This window comes from Nocardiopsis endophytica, assembly GCF_027706725.1.
Lineage (GTDB): Bacteria > Actinomycetota > Actinomycetes > Streptosporangiales > Streptosporangiaceae > Nocardiopsis_A > Nocardiopsis_A endophytica.
Genome location: NZ_JAQFWQ010000010.1, coordinates 69,335 through 89,748 on the forward strand (window position 1 = coordinate 69,335; position 20,414 = coordinate 89,748).

Consider the following 20,414-nt stretch of genomic DNA (forward strand, 5'->3'; position numbering starts at 1 on the left):
ACTGAGCACCTACTGAGCCCCGGCCGGCCTACGCGCCCCCGCCGACCGCCGGTCAGGCCGTGCGCCAGGCCTCCGGATAGGACGGCATCGGGCGCCGCGCCTCCAGGCCCGCGCTGAGCCACCATGGGGCCGCGCACAGGACAGCGGCCACCACCGTCGAGGCGAGGCTCCACGGCACGAACACGCCGAGGATCAGGACGACCGGGTAGACCAGCGAGAAGAGCCACCGGGGCCACACGTGGCGCCGCTGCCCCAGGAACGGGGCCACGGTCGCGGCGGTCTGGCGCTTCCACACTGGCCCGAGGATCACCGGCGCGAGCACGAACGGCAGCACCGCGAAGGGGAAGCCGTCCCCCGCCTGCCAGACCAGTCCGAGCTGGGTCACCGCGATGGCGGCCGCTCCCGCGGAGAACAGCCCCAGCCCCAGGCAGAAGAGCACGTACTTCCGGCGCAGCCGCGCCACCAGGCCCCAGTGCTCGTTCCAGGCCTGCTCGCCGAGGGGCGTGCCGATGAGGGTCTCCATCCGGGACCACGACTCCACGGCCTGCTGCACGAGGGGCCGTTGCTGTTCAGGTGCGGACACGCGGTCTCCGTTCCAGGGGATGTGCGGCCGGGGCCGATCGGAGCACGGATCACTCTATACACCGGTATCCACCGGCACCCCTCCATCCCATCGGCACCCGCCGACCCACCGGCACCCCAAGCGCTACGATCGGCATTCCGCCCAGGACGCCCCCAAGCCCACCAAGCCCCCCAAGGCCCCAGGCCCCCCGAAGACCCCGAGGACCCCGAATGTCCGACCAGTCCGAACTCGCCCGCACCCGTGCCGAGCTCCTCTCGGACATCCTCTTTCCCCGCGACCGCACCTCCGGCCTCGACGGCACCCCCATCACGACCTCCGAGGAGGGCATCGACGACGCGGTCGAGCGGGCCCAGATCCTGGTCGACGCGCAGGGCGACGACCCCTGGCCGCACTACCTTCTGGGCCTGGCGCTGGGCACGCGCTACCTGGGCCACGGCACCGACGCCGACGGCGAGCGCGCCAACGGGCACATGCGCGAGGCGATCCGCCTGGGCGGGCGCGAGGACCCCGACGCCGCGATGTTCCGCCAGCAGCTCGCAGGGGCCCTGAGCGCCATGTGGGCGAACGCCTTCGCACGCGACCCCGGGGGCACCGACCCCGCCGGGCTCGGCGAGCCCCTGCGCCTGGCGCGCGAGGCCGTGGAGCTGACCCCCGAGGACGGCCCGCAGTACCCCGTACGGCTCATCCAGGTGGCTGAGCTCCTCGGCCAGGGCGCCGACGGGCCGGACCGGCTCGCCGAGGCGGTGGAACTCGCCGAGCGCGCCCTCGCCGCCGCCCACCCCGACGACCCGCGCCTGTCGCAGTACCAGCACTCCCATGCACTGCTGCTGGTCCACCTCGCCACCAAGGAAGGAAAGGCGGAGACCGGCGTGGCGGCGGAGGTGTCGGCCATCCGGGCGGGCCACCTCGTCCACCCCTACGACCCCGCGCAGATGAGGATCATCGGCACGATGCAGCGCGCCCGGATGCTCAGCGCCCCGGGCGGTCCCTCCTCGTGAACGGCAGCCTGGCCTCGCCCAGGAGGCCGTCGGCGCGGTCGATCCAGTAGCGGCGCATGACCTCCAGCAGCACCGACGACCGCACGTCGGCCACACCGGGCAGCGCCGCCAGGTCCTCGGTGATGAAGCGGCCCAGGGCCGTCTCGTCGCGGAACGCGCCGTGGTGGATCAGCGACACCTCCCCCGCAACCACCGACACGTAGCGCGCCGAGGGGTGGGAGGACAGCTTCTCGGCCACGTGCGCGATGGCCCCCGGGTGCACCGTCAGGGACAGGATGACCTCCAGGTGCATGCCGAGGCGTTCCGGCTCGACCTCCACCCGGGGGCGCACGACCCCGCGCTCCAGGAGCGACTGCACCAGGCGATAGGCCGTGGACTGGCTGACCCCGAGCTCCCGCGCCACGTCCCCTGAGCCGGTGCGCGCATCGGCGTGCAGGAGCCCCGCGACCTCGATCTCGTCGCCGGTCAGGGGTCCCGACGCCGCGGCGCCGCCGTCCCGCTCCGGCACGTGCGTCCGGTACGGCCGCAGGGTTTCGAGGCGCTCGGGCGCCAGCCGGTCGAGTGTCCAGGCGTCGGCGCGGGTGACCGGCCTGAGCACCAGGTCCGACTGCCCGGCGCGCACGCCCTCCACCGACGGGATCTCGGTGGTCAGCAGCTCCGTGGCGCGCGAGCGCTGCGACGGGTGGACCACGCAGTAGATGTCGGCGCGTCCGCTGCTCAGGGCGACGAGCTGCACTTCGGGCATGCGCGCGAGTCGGCGCGCCACCTCCACCGCACGGCCGGATTCGGCGTGCAGCCACACGTGCCGCGGGTGGGCGTCGGAGACGAGCGACCAGTCGAGCTGCCCGACGACCCGAAGCTGCCCGGACGTCTGGAGCCTCTGCAGGCGCCGCCCCACCGTGCTCGGGGAGCTGTCGAGCACCTCGGCGAGCGCGCTGCTGGGCGCGCGGGGGGCGTACTGCAGGGCGGCCACCAGGTCCAGGTCGAGTCCGTCCATCTCCTGTGCACCCACACTCGGATCATAGCCACTACAGGGCCACCCTCGGCTGACTTAATCCACCATTTTCCGGCCCGATATTGACAAGACTCACCACCAGGATGGAATCTGGCTCGTCATGGGGCGCCGTGACGCAGGTCATGCGGCGTGGGCCCCACCCCAGCCCTCCGACCCGAGGAGTCGACGGTGGCCACTGCCGACGTCCGCAGCACCGGCCGCGCCATGGCGGTGCTCATGCGGTTCCTCCAGTTCATCGAGCGCGCGGGCAACAAGCTCCCGCACCCGTTCTGGCTGTTCATCCTGATGGGCGTCCTGGTCGTACTGCTCAGCGCGGTGCTGGAGGCCCTGGGCGTCTACGCGGTCTCCCCCGCCGACGGCGAGCGCATCGCCGTCAAGAGCCTGCTCAGCGCCGAAGGCGTGCAGGTGGTCTTCGGGGACGCGGTCGCCAACTTCGCCGAGTTCCCGCCCATGGCGCTGATCGTGGTCGTCATGCTCGGCGTCGCCGTGGCCGAGCGCGCGGGCCTGCTCAACGCGGTGCTGCGCGGAAGCGTCACCCGGGTGCCGGACAAGCTGCTCACGTTCGCGCTGGCCCTGGTGGGCGTGTCCGCCAGCGTGGCCTCCGACGCCGCCTACGTCGTCCTCGTCCCGCTGGGCGCGATGATCTTCAAGGCGGCGGGGCGCAGCCCCATCCTGGGCCTGGTGACGGCCTTCGGGTCGATCTCGGCCGGGTACAACGCCTCGATCGCGCTCACCCCCGGCGACGCCCTGTTCGCCGGCCTCACCACCGGCGCCGCGCAGATCATCGACCCCCAGTACACGGTCACGCCGGTGGCCAACTACTTCTTCACCGCGGTCAGCGCGGTGCTGCTGGCGCTGATCATCACCGCGGTCGCCGAGCTCGTCCTGGCCCCCGCCACCGCCCGGATGGAGGTCGACGGCGACGGGGCCGACGCCGAGCTGGGCGACATGCGGCTGACCGCGGACGAGCGCCGGGGGCTGCGCAATGCGCTGCTGGTGGTGGTCGTCGTCGCGGCGCTGATCGCGGCCGCGCTCATCCCGTCCGGCTCGCCGTTCCGCGGCGAGGACGGGGGCGTGCTCAGCTCGCCGCTGATCACCGGCATCGCCTTCATCATGGGGCTGCTGTTCCTGGTGTCCGGCGCGGTGTTCGGCCGCACTACCGGGAGCCTGTCCCGGGCGCGCGAGATCCCCGAGGCGATGGCCCAGGGCGTGCGCGACCTGGCGCCGGTCCTGGTGCTGTTCTTCGCCGCCGCCCAGTTCCTCGCCTACTTCAAGTGGACCGGGCTGGGCGAGGTGCTGGCGGTGCGCGGCGCCGGGCTGCTCGACTCGGCGGGCGTGCCCACGCCGGTGATGCTCGTCGGGATGGTGCTGGTGTGCACCGTCATGAACATCATGATCACCAGCGGCTCGGCGCAGTGGGCGCTGGTGGCACCGGTGTTCGTGCCGATGTTCATGCTGCTGAGCATCCCGCCGGAGACGACCCAGGCGGTGTTCCGGGTCGCGGACTCCCCGACCAACGTGATCAGCCCGATGAGCCCGTACTTCGCCATGGCGCTGGGCTTCCTGCAGCGGTACCGGCGCGACGCGGGCATCGGCACCCTGCTGTCGATGACGCTGCCGATCTCGGTGGCCATGCTGGTGGGGTGGACGCTGATCCTGCTGGCCTGGTGGGGCCTGGGCATCCCGCTCGGCCCCGGCGCCCCGGTGCGCTGACGGCGCCCCCCGACGCCTTCCCCCCACGATCCCCACACCCGAGCGAAGAGAAGGTGACGACGTGACGGATGCGTCCCTGCCCGGCCCACCCGGCCCGACCGACCTGGCCGGCCTGGCCGAGGCGGCCCGGCGCGACCTGCCGGACATCCTCGACGACCTGCGGCGCCTCGTGGAGAAGGAGACGCCGAGCAACGACAAGCGCCTCCTGGACGCCGGACTGGACGATCTGGAGGCGTGGCTGACCGGGCGCTTGGGCGACCCGGCCGAACGCGTCCGCCGCGACGGGGGCGCCAACGGCGACGTGCTGGAGCTGCTCTACCCGGGCGACGGCGGCGGCGAGGTGCTGCTGCTGTGCCACTACGACACGGTGTGGCCCGAGGGGACCCTCGCCGAGTGGCCGGTGGCCATCGACGGCGACCGGTTCAGCGGGCCGGGGTGCTTCGACATGAAGGCCGGGATCGTCCAAGGCGTGTGGGCCGTCAAGCACCTGCGCGCGCTGGGGCTGCCCGTGCCGTCGGTCCGCTTCCTCCTCAACGGGGACGAGGAGGTCGGCAGCCCGGCGTCGCGCCCGCACATCGAGCGGGCGGGGCGGGCGGCGGACGTGACGCTGGTGCTGGAGCCCAGCCGCGAGGGCCGGGTCAAGACCGGGCGCAAGGGCATGGGGCTGTTCAACGTCACGGCCACCGGGATCGAGTCGCACGCCGGGCTCGACCCGGAGGCGGGGGCGAGCGCCGTGCACGCCCTGGCCGAGCTGGTGCCGCAGATGGCGGCGCTGGCCGCCCCCGAGCGCGGGACCACGGTGAACGTGGGCGTGTTCAATGGCGGGACCGCGCGCAACGTCGTGGCGGGGTCGGCGTCCTGCCAGGTGGACGTGCGCATCCAGGACCCGGCGGAGACGGAGCGCGTCGACGCGGGGCTGGCGGCGCTGGCCCCCTCGGACGGCCGGGTGAAGGTGGAGGTCTCCGGCGGGTGGAACCGCCCGCCGATGAACCCCGGCCCATCGACCGACCGCGCGTTCGCGGTCGCGCGGGAGGTGGCGCGCGGGCTCGGCGAGGACCTGGGGCAGATCTCGGTCGGCGGCGCGAGCGACGGCAACCTGGTCGCGGCGCTCGGGCGCCCGGTGCTCGACGGCCTGGGGGCCGCCGGGGCGGGGCCGCACTCGCGGGACGAGCACGTCAGCGTCGGCCGCACGCCGCACCAGGTGGCCCTGCTGGCGGGCCTGCTGACCCGCCTGGCCGGGGACGGACGACCGGTGCTGGACGGCTGAGGGCCCGGGTCCGAAGACCGGGGAGGCGTTCCGCCCCTTCCACCAGGGTCCCGTCTCGGGGCGCCTCCCCTCCGCTCACCCTCCACTCCCGGCCCCGGCAGCGCCGGGGCCGCCGGCGGCCCCCCTCCCGCCGAACGCACCACGGACACCCTCCGGCGGGCCGGTCGCCTGCCGCACCGGCCCTATACCGCCTCACCGGGAATCCCGGGAAGGCATGGCCGAAACCGGTCCAGTCCGAGCGGATTGATCCGCTATTCGCCCGCTATGCGCCTAGGCTTTGGCCCTCGCCGCGCCCGAGGGCGGCGCGGCGGCCCCGCGACCGGGGCGCGCACCCCCTCGACGCGTGCCACGCGCGGGGCGGTCCACGGCCTTCCCCTGGGAAGGCCCACGCCCTCGGCGGCGGCCCGGCCTTCCTCCTCTGGGGTCGGAGGCGCCGCACGGCCCGGGACCGCCCTTACGCGGAGCGGCGGTCCCGGGTCCCCTGGTGCGGGGACGCGCCCGGCACGCCGGACCGCCTCGCCCGCAGAGGGGACGCGGGGCTGCTCCGGGCGGCCGTGGCCGTGGTGGACCAGCTGCCCGCGTCCGGGACCCGTGCGGGGCAGGGTGCGGCGGTCAGTCGCCGTGGGGCCCCGGGGCGGCGCTGCCCTTGTACTCGCCCAGGCCGGACACCAGCTCCGTGATGTCGGGAATGCTGTCGTACCGGCGCTGGTGCAGGGCCGCGATCCTCTCACCGAAGTCCGGGGACAGGTCGTCGGTGATGTCGAACGACGCGAACCTGTCGACCAGCGGCAGGCCGATCCGGTCGGTGTGCAGGTGGGCGGGGTGGATGAGGTACTCCCAGTAGCCGTCCAGGTCCTCGATCTGGAAGGTGGCCCCCCACTCGTACTCGCCGCCGTAGTCGGGGCCGACGACGAAGGAGGTCACGGACGGGATGACCCGCCCCTGTTCGCGCAGGCTCTCCAGGGCCGCCTCCCGCTGCTCCTGCGTGACGCCGGGCTTGAGGGTGAAGCGGATGCCGTGCTGGATCATCGTTCTTTCCTTCTCTCTCTTCGGTGCGGTGGAGTGCCTCAGTGCGAGGCACCGCGGTTCCGGCCCATGCGGGCCGCCCACGGCCCGATCACGGCGATCGCGGCGACGGCGGCGCCTGCCGCCATCACGGCACCGGTCCAGGTGAACGCGGCGGCCAGGCCGGTGGTCCGGATGAGGGGGTCGGCGGCGAGCGGCGAGAGGAACTGCCCGAGGAAGATCGCCGTGACCAGGCCGCTGAGGACCCGGCCGCGCCGGTCGGGGCGGGCGAGCTCGCTGAGCCGCAGGTTGAGGTCGGGGACGGTGACCCCGACGCCGGCGCCGCCGATGAGCAGCCCGGCCGCGATCGGGCCGACGGCGCCGGCCGTGCCGACCAGCAGCCAGCCCGCGCCGAGCAGGGCGACGCCGAGGGCGGTGATCACGGCGGGCGCCAGGCGGCGGCGCAGGACCGGGAAGGCGAGCGCACCGACCGCGCCGGTCAGGGTGCTCCCGGCGATCACCGCGCCGGTGGTGGCGGGCCCGACGCCGTGGCCGCCGAGCAGGAAGGGCAGCTGAGTGGGCGCCATGTAGAAGGCCAGCGTCGCGACCAGGGCCAGGGCGTAGATGCCCGGGACGCGGCCGGTCGCGGCCGGGTGGTGCGGACGGGGCGGGCCGTCGGGTGCCGCGGCCGGTGCGGTGGCCTCGGTGTACTCAGCGTGCTCGGTGCGCTCATGGCCCCCGCTGCGCTCCGCCCGCTGCGGCTCCCCGCGCAGGGCGCCGATGGCGAACACGGCGACGGCGGCGGAGACCGCATAGAGCCAGAACGGTGCGCGCCAGTCGGCCGCGGCCAGCACCCCGGCCAGCGGCAGGAACACGACACCTCCCAGGCTCGCGAAGGCCTGCTGCAGCCCGAGGTAGGAGGCGCGCCGCGGCCCGTCGAACCAGTCGGTGATCATGGCGCCGACCGCCGTCATGACCGCGCCCACCGCCACGCCGAGCAGGACTCGGGTGGCCAGCAGCGCGTACAGGTCGGTGACGAGGAGTCCGGCGGTGCCGCCGACCGCGGAGAGCAGCAGGCCTCCCACGAGCACCGGGCGGCGGCCCACGCGGTCGGCGACCAGCCCGGAGGCGGGGGCGCTGACGGCGATCGCGAGGGAGGTGACGGTCAGCGCGAAGCGGACGAGGAGGTCCGCGCCGGGGGTGCCGGCGAAGGCCTCGCGCATCGCGGGCAGGCTGGGCGCGATGATCGCCGCCGCCATCAGCGTCATCATGGCCGAGGCCAGGACGGCGGCGCGTGCCGGGCGCGAGGGCTCCCGGCGCGGCCGGGTTTCCCGGGTTCCCCAGGTGGACCGGGTCGGTGCGAGCGGCATGGGGTTCGCTCCTCTCTGGGATGTCCGGTCGGAGCACCGGCCGGTTCGATCACCACTGCGGCCAGGGAGTGTGTGGTTGACCACTCACTCTTTCGGCCGAAAAAACGGCGCCCATTTGTCGGTCCGGGGGAACGCGACCTGAAGAGCCCGCGCGGACAGGCGCGCGGACCGCGGCGTCCGCGTCGTTGATCTCGGGAAAAGCGCCCCTAAGAGCGGCCCGGTAGCGTCGTTCCTCCCGAGATCAACGAGGGGACGGCGGTACGGGGGCGCGCTGGTGTTGATCTCGGGGAAGTCGGGCTTATCGTGTCCGTTTCAACCCCGACTTTCCCGAGATCAACGAGAGGGTGGGCGTCAGAAGTGGCGGAGGCCGTCGGACAGCGTCTTCGCCCATGGGGCGTCGACCCGGTCGGCGCCGAGGGCGGCCACGAGGTGGCACAGCATGCCCGTGGCGAAGAAGCGCTGGACGTCACCCTCCTCCGCACCGGAGACCCCGCGGACGTATTCGACCAGCCGGGCGTATCCGGCCCGCACCACCTCGCCGATCTCGGGCTCCGAGGCCGCCGCGCACTGCGCGTGCAGCTGGAGCAGTAGCAGGTCCCGGTCGGCGATGAGCCGCGCGTAGGCGCCGCCCATCGCGTCCAGCACCGCCTCCGGCGAGCTCCCCTCGGCCGCCGCGGCCCCGTCGCCCAGGCTTTCGCGGATCAGGGCGAAGCAGTGCTCCACCACCGCCGAGAACAGCGCCTCCTTGCCCGGGAACAGCCGGTAGACGTAGGCCTGCGAGATGCCCGCCCGCCGGGCCACGTCCGAGGTCGTGGTGCCGAAGTAGCCCCGCTCGGCGAACGCGCTGATCGCGGTGCGCAGGACCGTCCTCCTGCGCTCGTCGGCGGTCGAGAGCTGTCGGCGGGACCCTGGTGTCGTCATGTGAGTAATAAACCACTCACACCTCCTCCCGTCAAGCCGCCCCCGGTTCGGACCCCCATACCCCCAACGGGACCCCATGACTTCCTAATAGGAATACTCGACGGTCCTCCCCCGTTGTCCCTCATGGTCGGGCGACGACACTGGGGCCGCCGCCCGTTCGACAGGACGTGGAGGTCCACCATGGGCAGGGTCGAGGGCAAGGTCGCGATCGTCACCGGCGGCGCGCGGGGGCTGGGTGCCGCGCAGGTGCGGGCGCTGGCGCGCGAGGGCGCACGGGTCGTCATCGCCGACGTCCTGGACGAGGAGGGCGTGGCGCTCTCCGCCGAGCTGGGCGACGCCGCCGGGTTCGTCCACCTCGACGTGACCGACGCCGAGGGCTGGCAGGACGCGATCGCGGCGGCCGAGCGGCTCTTCGGTCCGGTGAGCGTGCTGGTCAACAACGCCGGCATCGTGCACAACCAGCCGCTGGAGGAGATGTCCGAGGCGGACTTCCGCAAGGACATCGACGTCAACCAGGTCGGGGTGTTCCTCGGCATGAAGGCGGTCATCGGCTCGATGCGCAAGGCCGGCGGCGGATCGATCGTCAACATCTCCTCGATCGGCGGCATCATCGCCTTCTCGGGGATCATGGGCTACACCGCCACGAAGTGGGCGGTGCGCGGAATGACGAAGGGCGCCGCCCAGGAGCTCGGCCCGGAGGGCATCCGGGTGAACTCGGTGCACCCGGGCTTCGTGACCACACCGATGACCGAGGGGTCGGGCGTCGACGACCTGGCGAGGATCCAGCCCCTGCGCCGCACCGGCGAGCCGGAGGAGCTGGCGAACCTGGTGCTGTTCCTGGCCTCCGACGAGTCGAGCTACTCGACCGGCTCGGAGTTCGTCGCCGACGGCGGCTACACGTCCATGTGACGGTCTCCCACCGCGGAATACGTGCGGCCGGGGCGCCCTTCGCGGGCGCCCCGGCCGCACGCGTTCCACCCCCTGGAAACCGAGACGTCCGTCACGGAACCGCGCGCCGACGACGCCCCGCACCCGGCCGCCCAGGGCGTTTCCACCAGAATCGAAAACCGCAGAGAAAAATCCGCGCCCACGAAAACCCATGGCACCGAACACGCAGGTCACGACGCTGACCATCCATTCACCCCCACCCGGCGAATCAGATACTCCGACATTGCGGGCCACATAGGACTCCGCTAGCATCCGAATCCGCCCGCAACGGAGGAATGAACCGCACACAGGGCTCCCGCATCCGAAGGACGGACACGAAGCCTCAGGGAGACGCCTTTCTGAACCGTGCGCCGGCGCCGCATCCCCACAGGAATCCCGAACGGCAATTCCCGCGGCGCCCCTTCCTCCACGGGTTTCGACCATCGGCTTTCTCCACCGAAGAAAGGGTTCGCACATGTTCGGAATCAAGAAGGGTGCGGCGACGCTGCTGGTCGGCGCGGCCGCGGTGTCCGGAGCCCTCCTCACCGCGGCCCCGGCCGGAGCCGACGCGGTGAGCGCCTACGGGCCGCCCAACGACGCCCGTATCGAGCGGAGGAACATCTCGGAAGCGGAATGCAAGGGCCTGGCCTTCACCTACAACAGCAGCGTGGCCGGCACCTTCCGCAGGTACTACTGCGTCACGAGCAATCCCCCCAAGATGCACCTGATGAGCATCAGCCGGAAGTACTGACCCGTGAGGAGCCCGGCGGGTCCGCGCCCCGGTCCCGGCCGGGCTCCATCCGCCCCCACTCCCCCGCCTCACCTGAACAGGCGGCGCAGCCAGCTCATCCGGGCGGCGCGGGCCGCGCGGGAGATCTCGGCCTCCGGGGCCGTCCAGTCGTAGCCGTGGAACCCGCCCTCCCACACGTGCAGCTCGGCGCGGCCCCCCGCAGCCCACAGGCGGGAGGCATAGGCCGCCACCTCGTCGCGGAACCCCTCCGCGGACCCCACGTCGAGGAACGCGGGCGGCAGGCCGGACAGGTCCTCGGCCCGCATCGGCGCCGCGTACGGGGAGACGTCGGGTCCCCCGCGCGCCTCACCGAGGAGGGCCGCCCACCCCACGTCGTTGGCCGGACGGTCCCACATGCCCAGGCCGTCCATCTGGCGCATGGAGAGGCTGTCGTTGCGGTCGTCCAGCATGGGGCACAGCAGCATCTGCCCGAAGAGGCTGGGCCCCTTGCGGTCGCGGGCGAGCAGGGCCAGGGCCGCGGCCAGCCCTCCCCCGGCGCTGCCTCCGCCGACGGCGATCCGTTCCGGGTCGATCCCGAGCTCCGACGCGTTCTCGGCGGTCCACAGCAGCCCCGCGTAGCCGTCCTCGACGGGGGCGGGGTGCGGGTGCTCCGGCGCCAGCCGGTAATCCACGGACACGACCGCGAACCCCACCTCCTCGGCCCACGACAGCACCTCGGGCATGCCGAGGCGGTGGTCACCGACCACCATCCCGCCGCCGTGCGTGTAGTAGAGCGCGGGGACGGGGCCGGAGGCGGAAGTCGGACGGCAGACGAGGAGGCGGACGTCCGGTGCCGACGCGGGTCCCGGTACCGTCCGCTCCTCGACGTCGAAGGCGCCGTCGCGCCGCAGGACCTCGTCGGACACCATCGCGTCGAACGCGCCCTGCGCGGCGCGGAACGCGGGAACATCGGCGAGGGTTTCGAGCGGCGGCGTCGCGGCGCGGGCCTCGCGCAGTGGGCCCACGATCTCGGGGTCGAAGGGGACGGGAGCCGGGACCTGGGATTCGGGGACGGGGGCGCGAGAGTCGGACACGGGGGCCTCCTCGGGGGGGGATGGACAGGGGGTCGATCCCCCCGGATCCTATACCCCCTCCCCCTATTGTGTCGCCCCGCTCTCCTTCCCGCCGCCGTCACCGCCTCGGCGGCCGACGCGGTCGCGGACGAAGGCCACCGTCGCCTCCCAGCACCCCCGGAGCGCCTCCTCCGACAAGCCCTCCCACCGGTGGTCGGCGCCGTCGACCAGGCGCAGGTCCGCCTGGGCCCCGGCCGCGCGCAGGGCGTCGGCCAGCCGCTCCGCCTGCTTCGGCGCCACCGACGTGTCCTCGCGCCCGTGGAGGATGAGGAACGGCGGCGCGTCCGGGGACGCCAGCGCGGCCGGGCTGTTGGCCCGCGCGCGCTTGGTGTCGTCGGCGGGCGCGACCCCGAGCATCCGCGCCTCGGAGCTCTGCGGGTCGCGCGGGTCGAAGCGGCTCAGCGGGTGGTCGGTGCCGAAGTGCCGGAGGTCGGTGGGCGCGTACCAGGTCACGCAGCCGGTGACGGTCACCCCGGTCGGCTCCTCGGGTTCGAGCGGCATCAGGCGGTGGTGGTACGCCGGGGCGAGGACGGCCATCGCGGCGAGGTGGCCGCCGGCCGACTCGCCCCACAGCACAGCACGGCCGGGGTCCACGCCGATCTCGCCGGACCGGGCGCCCAGCCAGGCCAGCGCCTCGGTCACGTCCTCGACCTGGGCGGGCGCGACCGCCTCGCCGCTGAGCCGGTACTCGGGGCAGGCCACCGCCACCCCCTCCTGCGCCAGGCGCGCGAACGGCCCCGGATCCCACGACCGGAACCGCTGCCCGAGGTCGTCGCGCCGCCCGGCGCGCCACCCGCCGCCGTGCACGAAGACCACCAGGGGGACGGGCGCCGTCCGGTCCTCGGGCAGCCACAGGTCCATGGCCAGGGGCCGGAGCCTGGGGCGGAAGGCGAAGTGCACGCCGCGCAGCAGCTCCACTCCGGGGGCGGGGCGGGCGGCCGGCGGGAGCGGGAGCGCGAGGGCGTCCTCGGGGGCGAGCGGGTCGGGCGGCACCGCGGCGCGCGCGGCGGTGCCGGGCCGGGCGCGGTCATCGGGGGCCGGTGAGGGACCGGGGACGGTCGGCGCGGCCGAGGCGGTGGAGTCGGAGGGCGTGGACGGCGTGGACGGAGTCATCGGAGACCTCTCCGCTCGATCGGTCGTCTCCCGATTGTCCTCCGGGGCGATGCGCTGTGGAAGGCACGGTGACGTGCGTGCATTCTGTCGTTGGCGGTCGCCAGAATGGCGGCGACCGCCCTCACCTCGATGGCGGGACGACCACCGCATCCGAGGAGCGCCCGATGCCGTCACCTACACCGACCCCAACGCACGGAGTCCGCCGATGAGCGGCCGCGCGGACCTGTGGCCGCTGATCCACCGGGAGCGGGAGGCGCTCGCCGCCGACCTGGCCGAACTGACCGAGGAGCAATGGGAGACGCCCTCGCTGTGCGAGGGGCTGACCGTGCGCCAGGTCCTCGCGCACCTGACGGCGGCCGCCTCGCTGAACGGCCTCCGGTGGTTCGCGGGCGTCGTCCGGTGCCGCTTCGACTTCGACGCCCAGGTCGTCATGCGCCTCACCGAGCAGATGGGCGACTCCGCCGCCGAGACCTTCGCCCGGTTCCAGGCGGTCACGACGAGCACGACGACACCTCCCCTGCCCAAGCCCGCCATCCTCGGCGAGGTGATCGTGCACGGCGAGGACATCCGGCGCCCGCTGGGCATCGCGAGCGACCGCCCGATCGACACACTCACCGCGGTGGCCGAGTACTACAAGGGCTCCGACCAGGTCGTCGTCGCCAAGAGCCGGGTCGAGGGCCTGCGGCTGAAGGCGACCGACGGCCCACTCGACACCGGCACCGGGCCGGAGGTCTCCGGGCCGACGCTGGCGCTGATCATGGCGATGACCGGCCGCTCCGCCCATCTCGACGACCTCACCGGCGACGGTGTGGCGGCCCTCCGCGAACGCATGGGGGACCGACCCGGGTAGGGGCGGCCCGCCTCCGCGCCGCCCTCCCCCGCGGAGGGCGGCGCCACGGGCACCCCGCCGCACAGCGCGGTCGTCAGAGCGCCCCCGGGGCCAGGGCCTCCTCGGGCAGCTCGGCCGGGTCGAGGGCGCCCGTCATCACCGCGACGGCGTCGGACATGCTGCAGCCCGACGGGGCGAGCGTGGCGATCCGCCGCCCCAGGCGCTGGACGTGCACCCGGTCGGCGACCTCGAACACGTGCGGCATGTTGTGGCTGATGAGGATGACCGGCAGCCCGCTGTCGCGGACCTTGAGGATCAGGTCCAGCACGGCGCGGGACTCGCGCACGCCCAGCGCGGCCGTGGGCTCGTCCATGATGACGACCTTGTTGCCGAACGCCGCCGCGCGCGCCACCGCCACCGCCTGGCGCTGGCCGCCCGAGAGGGTCTCCACCGCCTGGTTGGGGTTCTGGATGGTCGTGATGCCGAGCTCGCTGAGGTGGCGGGCGGCCTCCGACCGCATCCTCGCCCGGTCCAGCATGCGGAACACCGAGCCGAGGACGCCCGGCCGGCGCAGTTCCCGCCCCAGGAACAGGTTGGTGGCGATGTCCAGGGACGGTGAGACCGCCAGGCTCTGGTGCACGGTCTCGATGCCCGCCTCGCGGGCGGCGATCGGGGTGGGCAGCCGCACCGGGCGGCCTTCCACGAGGATCTGCCCCGCGTCCGGGACGACCGCCCCGGACAGGGCCTTGATGAGGCTGGACTTGCCCGCCCCGTTGTCGCCGATGACGGCGAGGATCTCGCCGGGGTAGAGCTCCAGGTCGGCTCCGGCCAGGGCGGTCACGCTGCCGTAGCGCTTGACCAGGCCGACCGCCTGCAGGATCGGCTCGGCCGGCCCGGTCGGACCGGTGGGGCGGGCCGCCGCGTCGGTGGAGGGCTGGTTCATCGTCGGGCCTTCCTGATCCACTGGTCGAGGGACACGGCGAGGATCACCAGGACGCCGACGGCGAAGTTCTGCCACAGCACGTCCACCCCCGCCACCGAGAGCCCGTTGCGGCACACGCCCACGATGAGCGCGCCCACCACGGTGCCGATGATCAGGCCCCGGCCGCCGAAGAGGCTGGTGCCGCCGAGCACCACGGCGGTGATGCTGTCGAGGTTGTCCATGACGCCCGCCTGCGGGCTGGCCGAGGCGATCCGGCCGATGAGGATCCACGCGCCCACCGCGTAGACCAGGCCCGCGACCGCGTAGACGCTCAGCAGGACCCGGTTGACGCGCACCCCGGACAGGCGGGCCGCCTCCTTGTCGTCACCGGTGGCGTAGACGTGGCGGCCCCACCGCGTGCGGTGCAGGGCATAGGCGAGCACCGCGCAGATGAGCAGCATGAGCAGGGACCCGTAGGTCAGGCGCGTGCCGCCGACGGTGACGACCTGGCCGGTCCACAGCAGCACCTCGTCCATGTCCGCGCCGCGGATGGTCTCGCTCTTGGAGATCCACAGGTTCAGCGCGAAGAAGATGTTGAGCGAGCCCAGGGTGACGATGAAGGGCGGCAGCTTCACCCGGGTCACCAGCAGGCCGTTGACCAGCCCGCACGCCATGCCGCAGGCCAGCCCCACGAGAAGCGCGACCGGCCCGGACACCCCGGCGTCGGCGGACAGGCGCCCCATGACGATGGAGCACAGCACCATGATCGAGCCGACCGACAGGTCGATGCCCATGGTGAGGATGATCAGGGTCTGGCCCAGGGCCAGGGTGCCGATCACCGCGGTCTGCTGCAGGATCAGCGAGATGTTGGCCGGGTTCAGGAAGTTCGGCGCGACGAGGGAGAACGCCACGACGGTGATGAGCAGGACGGCGGCCGGGCCCAGGGTGGCCTGGGCGTGCAGGAGCCTCTGGGCCCGGTCCACCAGTGCGGGCGGGCGCGCCTCCTCGGCCAAGGGGACCGGCGGCGGCTCGGGGCCGGTGGTCGGTACGCGCGGTGTGTTCGATGTGGTCACGGTGGTTCAGCGCTTCCTTCGTGTCGTGGCGTGCGGGCGGCCGGTCATCCCCAGCAGTTCTCCAGGCCCCAGGCGCTGTCCCGGCTCTCCACGCCCTCCACGGCCTCGTCGGTGATCAGCTCGACCCCGGTGTCGACGAAGTCCAGTCCCTCGCTGGGGGTGGGCGTCGCGCCGGAGTCGGCGTGCTCGGCGACCGCCTCCACGCCCTGCGCGGCCATCTCCATGGGGAACTGCATGGAGGTGGCCCCCAGCACGCCGCTCTCGACGTTCTCCACTCCCGGGCAGCCGCCGTCGACCGACACGATCGTCACGTCGTCCTCCACGCCCGCGGCCTCCAGCGCCTCGTAGGCCCCGGCGGCGGCCGGCTCGTTGATCGTGTAGACGAGGTTGAGGTCGGGGTCGCGCTGCAGGAGGTTCTCCATCGCGGTGCGGCCGCCCTCCTCGGCGCCCTCGGTGACGTCGTGGCCGACGATGCGCTCGTCGTCCTCGTCCCCGATCTGGCCGGGGTCGGCGATGTCCACGCCCAGGCCCTGGAGGAAGCCCTGGTCGCGGTCCACGTCCACGGCGATCTGGTTGGGGTTGAGGTCGAGCATCGCCACGCGCGGCTCCTCGCCCTCGGCCTCGAAGCGCGCGGCGGCCCACCGGCCGATGTACTCGCCGGCGAGGAAGTTGTCGGTGGCGAAGGTGGCGTCGACCGCGTCGGCGGGCTCGGTCGGCGTGTCCAGCGCGATCACCATGATCCCGGCGGCGCGGGCCCGGTCCAGGGCGGGCACGATCGCCTCGGAGTCGTTGGGGGTGATGAGGATGCCGTCGGCCCCGGCGGCGATGAGGTTCTCCACCGCCTGGACCTGGCCCTCGTTGTCGCCGTCGTACTCCCCGGAGAAGCTCTGCACGCGCACGCCGTGCTCCTCGGCGGCCTCCTCGGCGCCCCCCTTCATCTTGACGAAGAACGGGTTGGTCTCGGTCTTGGTGATCAGGCCGACGAGGACCTCGCCGTCGTCGGCCGCGCCGTCGGATGAGCAGGCGGTGAGCGAGGCCGCGAGCCCGGCTGCGGCGGCGGCCGCCAGCGCCCGGCGGGTCCACGGTGCATGCGACATGGGGGGACTCCTTCATCGGCGCCCCGCCGTCGGCGGGACGCGGGGGGTGCGCCTCGTGACTCAGGTCACCGAGACAACGATGACTCGAAAGCTTCAATGAGACTCCGCGTGTATGTCAACCCCCGCCCCCAAAGGCGTTCAACGCCTCGAAGAGGTCGGTGTCCACCCGTTGACAACGTTGACTCCTGGAGGCAGGGTGATCCACGCCACCGCCCTCCCGACCCCGCCCACCGGCACCCCTCGAAGACGCCCCGGACGGGTCAGCGCCGACTCCCCCGGGGCGTGGTTCGCGGTGGGCACACCGCACAGACGCGGAGGGCGAGATCGGAGATCCCTCATGCACCGACGGTCACGCCCCGGCCCCCGGCCCGGGTCCCCGCCCCCGTCCCGGCCCACCGCCCTGGCGGCCACGGCCGCCCTGGCCACCGGCGCCGCCCTCGCCCTCACCGGCACGGTCGCGCCGGCGGCCGGAGCCGACCACCCCCACCGGCCCGCGATCCACTTCACCCCGGCGCAGAACTGGATGAACGACCCCAACGGGCTCATCTACCACGACGGCGTCTACCACCTGTACTTCCAGTACAACCCCGAGGGCGACCGCTGGGGCAACATGTCCTGGGGCCACGCCACCAGCACCGACCTGATGACCTGGGAGGAGCAGCCGCTGGCGCTCCCCTACACCGACGAGGAGCACGTCTTCTCCGGCGGCATCGTCTTCGACGAGCACAACACCAGCGGCCTGGGCACCGCGGAGGACCCGCCCCTGGTCGCGCTGTACACCAGCGCCTACACCGACTCCTCCGAGCGGCCCGGGATCCAGGCGCAGTCCCTGGCCTACAGCCTCGACGGCGGCTACACCTGGGAGCGCTACGAGGGCAACCCCGTCCTGGACATCGGCTCGGGCGAGTTCCGCGACCCCAAGGTGTTCTGGTACGAGGAGGGCGGCTACTGGGTCATGTCCGCCGTCGTGGCCACCGAGCGCAAGGTGCACTTCTACCGCTCGGACGACCTGGTCGAGTGGGAGTTCCTCAGCGACTTCGGCCCCGCCCACGCCGTCGGCGGCGTCTGGGAGGTCCCCGACCTGTTCGAACTGCCCGTCGACGGCGACCCCTCCGACACCCGCTGGGTCCTGGTCGTCAACCTCAACCCCGGATCCGTCGCCGGCGGATCGGGCGCCCAGTACTTCGTCGGCGACTTCGACGGCACCCGGTTCACCCCCGAGCACCTGCTGGAGCCCGGCCCACCCGACGGCGAGGTCCTCGCCGACTTCGAGGACGGCTACGGCGACTGGGAGGTCGTCAACGACCTGGACGGCACCGGCGGCGACGGCCCATTCGGCACCGCGCCCGCCTCCGGGACCCTGCCCGGCCAGCAGGAGGTCGTCGGCTACGAGGGCGACCGCCTGGTCAACACCTTCGTCGGCGGCGACGCCCCGCGCGGGCACGCCACCTCACCCGAGTTCACCATCGACCGCGACTTCGTGAACCTGCTCGTGGGCGGCGGCAACAAGCCCAGGACCGGCGAGGGCGGCCATGCCACGGTCGACCTGGTCGTGGACGGAGAGGTCGTGCGCAGCGCCACCGGCGGCGACACCGAGCACCTGGACTGGGTGTCCTGGGACGTCTCCGACCTCGCCGGCCGGACCGCGCGGCTGCGCGTGGAGGACGACGCCACCGGCGGGTGGGGGCACGTCCTGCTCGACCACGTGGTCCTCTCCGACGGCCCGGCGGCGGGCCTGGCCGACTACGACTGGCTCGACTGGGGCCGCGACTACTACGCCGCCGTCTCCTACAACGACACCCCCGACGACGCCCGCGTCACCATGGCGTGGATGAACAACTGGCAGTACGCGCAGGACACCCCCACATCCCCCTGGCGCGGCGCCATGGCACTGCCCCGGCAACTGGAGCTGGAGACCGTCGACGGCCGGCCCCGCCTGGTCCAGAACCCCGTCGACCAGCTGGAGTCGCTCTACGGCGAGCCCGTCTACGAGCGCGACCGCACCCAGGTGCCCGCGAGCGGGCTCGACCTGCCGCCCGCCGAGCCCGGACGGCCCTACCAGGTCGAACTGACCCTGCGGCCCGGCGGGGCCGGGGAGATCGGCCTGCGCGTGCACGAAGGCGCCGACCAGGCCACGGTGGTCGGCTACAACACCGCCGCCCAGGAGCTGTTCCTGGACCGCTCCGCCTCCGGCGACACCGGCTTCCACCACGCCTTCACCAGCCGCAGCGCGGTCCCGATGGCCCTGGAGGACGGGGGAGTCCGGCTGCGCGTGGTCGTGGACACCTCCTCGGTCGAGGTGTTCGCGGCCGGCGGCCGGGCCACGCTCACCGACCTCGTCTTCCCCGACCCCGGCGCCACCGGGATCTCCGTCCGCGCCGACGGCGGGGGCGGCTCGGTCGAGGACGTCACCGTCCGACCGCTGGGTCCCGATCCGAGCGGTGCGGCAGAATGAGCCCATCCCCCCGCGGACCCGAGCGGTGATGGGCCCCGGGGCGGCACCTTCGCGGTGCCGCCCCGGGGCCATACGCCCGGGCGCGCTGCCAGAGTGTCCGGAGAGTAGATGCAGGTGTCGGTGAGCCAGAGCGAGAGGGACCGGCGGGCCGCGGCCGCAGAACCGGTGCGCCGGGCGACCATGCGCGACGTCGCGGCGTTGGCCGGGGTGAGCATCAAGACGGTCTCGCGGGTCATCAACGGTGTCTCCACCGTGTCCGACGACCTGCGCGACCGTGTCACCCGCGCCATCGCCCAGCTCGACTTCCAGCCCAACCTCGCCGCCTCCAGCCTGCGCCGCACGGACGGCGCCACCCGGCAGATCGCCCTGCTGCTGGAGGACGTGGCCAACCCCTTCTCCGCCACCCTGAGCCGTGCGGTGGAGAACGTGGCCCGCGAGCACGGCACCCTGGTGTTCACGGGCAGCCTGGACGAGGAGCCCCAGCGCGAGCTGGAGCTGGTGCGCGCCGCCACCCTGCACCGGGTCGACGGGATCATCATCGCCCCGGCCGCCCAGGACCACGGCTACCTGCACCGCGAGATCCGCACCGGCACGCCGGTGGTGTTCGTGGACCGGCCGCCGCGGGGCCTGGTCGCCGACTCGGTGCTGGCCACCAACGCCGAGGGGGCCAGGGAGGCGGTCCTGCACCTGGCCGACCACGGGCACACCGAGATCGCCTTCCTGGGCGACGAGACCTCCATCGCCACGGCCGGCGAGCGGCTGGCGGGCTACCGGCGCGCACTGGCCGAGCGCGGCCTGCCCGAGCGCCCCGGTCGGGTGGCCATGGACCTGCCCGACCCCGAGACCGCGGCCCGGGCGCTGGCCGCCATGCTCGACTCCGACCACCCGCCCCAGGCCCTGTTCACCGCACAGAACCTCGTGACCATCGGCGCCATCCAGACCCTGCAGGAGCGGGGCCTGCACCAGGATGTGGCCGTGGTCGGCTTCGACGACTTCCCCATGGCCGACCTGCTGGTGCCCCGGGTGAGCGTGGTCGCCCAGGACGTGATGCGCATCGGGACGCTGGCGGTCCAGCGCCTCTTCAAGCGCATCGCGGGCGACGACGGCCCGTGCCGGGAGGAGCGGGTGCCGACCACGCTCATCCCGCGCGGCTCCGGGGAGATCCCGCCGCCGGGACGCTGATGGCCGGTGTCGGCCGCGTTCCGACGCTCGCCCACCGGATCGTGAGGCGCTTCGCCGAGCGGATGGGGGCTTCGGCACCGC

The 20,414-nt window shown here is 73.4% G+C and carries 18 protein-coding genes; 8 read left to right on the plus strand and 10 right to left on the minus strand.

What is annotated here, in order from left to right:
- Positions 1-52: 52 nt before the first annotated feature.
- Positions 53-583 carry a hypothetical protein gene (locus tag O4J56_RS05705; RefSeq protein WP_270684085.1) on the minus strand — a complete coding sequence of 177 codons (531 nt, stop codon included), beginning with the start codon at positions 581-583 and terminating at the stop codon, positions 53-55.
- 209 nt (positions 584-792) lie between these two features.
- Between O4J56_RS05705 and O4J56_RS05710 the strand changes: the two genes are divergently transcribed.
- Entirely contained in the window at positions 793-1,581 is a 789-nt protein-coding gene (locus O4J56_RS05710) for a hypothetical protein (RefSeq protein ID WP_270684087.1), read from the plus strand.
- Here the strand turns inward: O4J56_RS05710 and O4J56_RS05715 are convergent.
- A complete protein-coding gene (locus O4J56_RS05715; RefSeq protein ID WP_270684130.1) occupies positions 1,553-2,578 on the minus strand; it encodes an Lrp/AsnC family transcriptional regulator in 1,026 nt (341 codons plus the stop codon). The two genes, O4J56_RS05710 and O4J56_RS05715, sit on opposite strands and share 29 nt — an antisense overlap.
- Before the next feature lie 186 nt (positions 2,579-2,764).
- Between O4J56_RS05715 and O4J56_RS05720 the strand changes: the two genes are divergently transcribed.
- Positions 2,765-4,309: an AbgT family transporter gene (locus tag O4J56_RS05720; RefSeq protein WP_270684088.1), complete on the plus strand. Its 1,545-nt coding sequence runs from the start codon at positions 2,765-2,767 to the stop codon at positions 4,307-4,309.
- A 61-nt stretch (positions 4,310-4,370) separates the two neighbouring features.
- The gene (locus O4J56_RS05725) at positions 4,371-5,576 is read left to right on the plus strand and encodes a M20 family metallopeptidase (RefSeq protein WP_270684090.1); all 1,206 of its coding nucleotides are present in this window, start codon (positions 4,371-4,373) and stop codon (positions 5,574-5,576) included.
- Between the two features lie 612 nt (positions 5,577-6,188).
- On the opposite strand, the gene O4J56_RS05730 is transcribed toward O4J56_RS05725, so the two are convergent.
- From O4J56_RS05730 to O4J56_RS05740, 3 genes are all read right to left on the minus strand, one after another.
- Complete coding sequence (locus O4J56_RS05730) at positions 6,189-6,605, minus strand: Dabb family protein (protein ID WP_270684092.1); 417 nt, start codon at positions 6,603-6,605, stop codon at positions 6,189-6,191.
- 38 nt (positions 6,606-6,643) lie between these two features.
- On the minus strand, positions 6,644-7,951 hold the full coding sequence (locus O4J56_RS05735) for an MFS transporter (protein WP_270684094.1): 1,308 nt from the start codon (positions 7,949-7,951) through the stop codon (positions 6,644-6,646).
- Between the two features lie 351 nt (positions 7,952-8,302).
- Positions 8,303-8,872 carry a TetR/AcrR family transcriptional regulator gene (locus O4J56_RS05740; protein ID WP_270684096.1) on the minus strand — a complete coding sequence of 190 codons (570 nt, stop codon included), beginning with the start codon at positions 8,870-8,872 and terminating at the stop codon, positions 8,303-8,305.
- A 180-nt stretch (positions 8,873-9,052) separates the two neighbouring features.
- Between O4J56_RS05740 and O4J56_RS05745 the strand changes: the two genes are divergently transcribed.
- On the plus strand, positions 9,053-9,781 hold the full coding sequence (locus O4J56_RS05745; RefSeq protein WP_270684097.1) for a glucose 1-dehydrogenase: 729 nt from the start codon (positions 9,053-9,055) through the stop codon (positions 9,779-9,781).
- Positions 9,782-10,274: 493 nt separating this feature from the next.
- Complete coding sequence (locus tag O4J56_RS05750; RefSeq protein WP_270684099.1) at positions 10,275-10,550, plus strand: hypothetical protein; 276 nt, start codon at positions 10,275-10,277, stop codon at positions 10,548-10,550.
- Positions 10,551-10,618: 68 nt separating this feature from the next.
- Here O4J56_RS05750 and O4J56_RS05755 read toward each other — a convergent pair whose 3' ends face one another.
- Together O4J56_RS05755 and O4J56_RS05760 are read right to left on the minus strand one after the other, a co-directional pair.
- Complete coding sequence (locus O4J56_RS05755; RefSeq protein ID WP_270684101.1) at positions 10,619-11,623, minus strand: alpha/beta hydrolase; 1,005 nt, start codon at positions 11,621-11,623, stop codon at positions 10,619-10,621.
- Positions 11,624-11,686: 63 nt separating this feature from the next.
- The gene (locus tag O4J56_RS05760; RefSeq protein ID WP_270684102.1) at positions 11,687-12,775 is read right to left on the minus strand and encodes an alpha/beta hydrolase fold domain-containing protein; all 1,089 of its coding nucleotides are present in this window, start codon (positions 12,773-12,775) and stop codon (positions 11,687-11,689) included.
- A 205-nt stretch (positions 12,776-12,980) separates the two neighbouring features.
- Between O4J56_RS05760 and O4J56_RS05765 the strand changes: the two genes are divergently transcribed.
- Entirely contained in the window at positions 12,981-13,625 is a 645-nt protein-coding gene (locus O4J56_RS05765; protein WP_270684104.1) for a maleylpyruvate isomerase family mycothiol-dependent enzyme, read from the plus strand.
- A 73-nt stretch (positions 13,626-13,698) separates the two neighbouring features.
- Here O4J56_RS05765 and O4J56_RS05770 read toward each other — a convergent pair whose 3' ends face one another.
- The 3 genes from O4J56_RS05770 to O4J56_RS05780 are packed head-to-tail and all read right to left on the minus strand — an operon-like array spanning position 13,699 to position 16,696.
- Positions 13,699-14,547 (minus strand): ATP-binding cassette domain-containing protein, encoded by an 849-nt coding sequence (locus tag O4J56_RS05770; protein WP_270684106.1) that lies wholly within the window; start codon positions 14,545-14,547, stop codon positions 13,699-13,701.
- A complete protein-coding gene (locus O4J56_RS05775; protein ID WP_270684108.1) occupies positions 14,544-15,599 on the minus strand; it encodes an ABC transporter permease in 1,056 nt (351 codons plus the stop codon). Before O4J56_RS05775 ends, O4J56_RS05770 begins: the two co-directional genes overlap by 4 nt.
- Positions 15,600-15,643: 44 nt before the next feature.
- Positions 15,644-16,696 carry a sugar ABC transporter substrate-binding protein gene (locus tag O4J56_RS05780; RefSeq protein ID WP_270684110.1) on the minus strand — a complete coding sequence of 351 codons (1,053 nt, stop codon included), beginning with the start codon at positions 16,694-16,696 and terminating at the stop codon, positions 15,644-15,646.
- Between the two features lie 337 nt (positions 16,697-17,033).
- Here O4J56_RS05780 and O4J56_RS05785 point away from each other — a divergent pair, with 337 nt between their 5' ends.
- The gene (locus tag O4J56_RS05785) at positions 17,034-19,151 is read left to right on the plus strand and encodes a glycoside hydrolase family 32 protein (RefSeq protein ID WP_270684111.1); all 2,118 of its coding nucleotides are present in this window, start codon (positions 17,034-17,036) and stop codon (positions 19,149-19,151) included.
- A 108-nt stretch (positions 19,152-19,259) separates the two neighbouring features.
- Positions 19,260-20,333, plus strand: a complete 1,074-nt coding sequence (locus O4J56_RS05790) for a LacI family DNA-binding transcriptional regulator (RefSeq protein ID WP_270684112.1) — start codon at positions 19,260-19,262, stop codon at positions 20,331-20,333.
- The last annotated feature ends 81 nt before the right edge of the window (positions 20,334-20,414 follow it).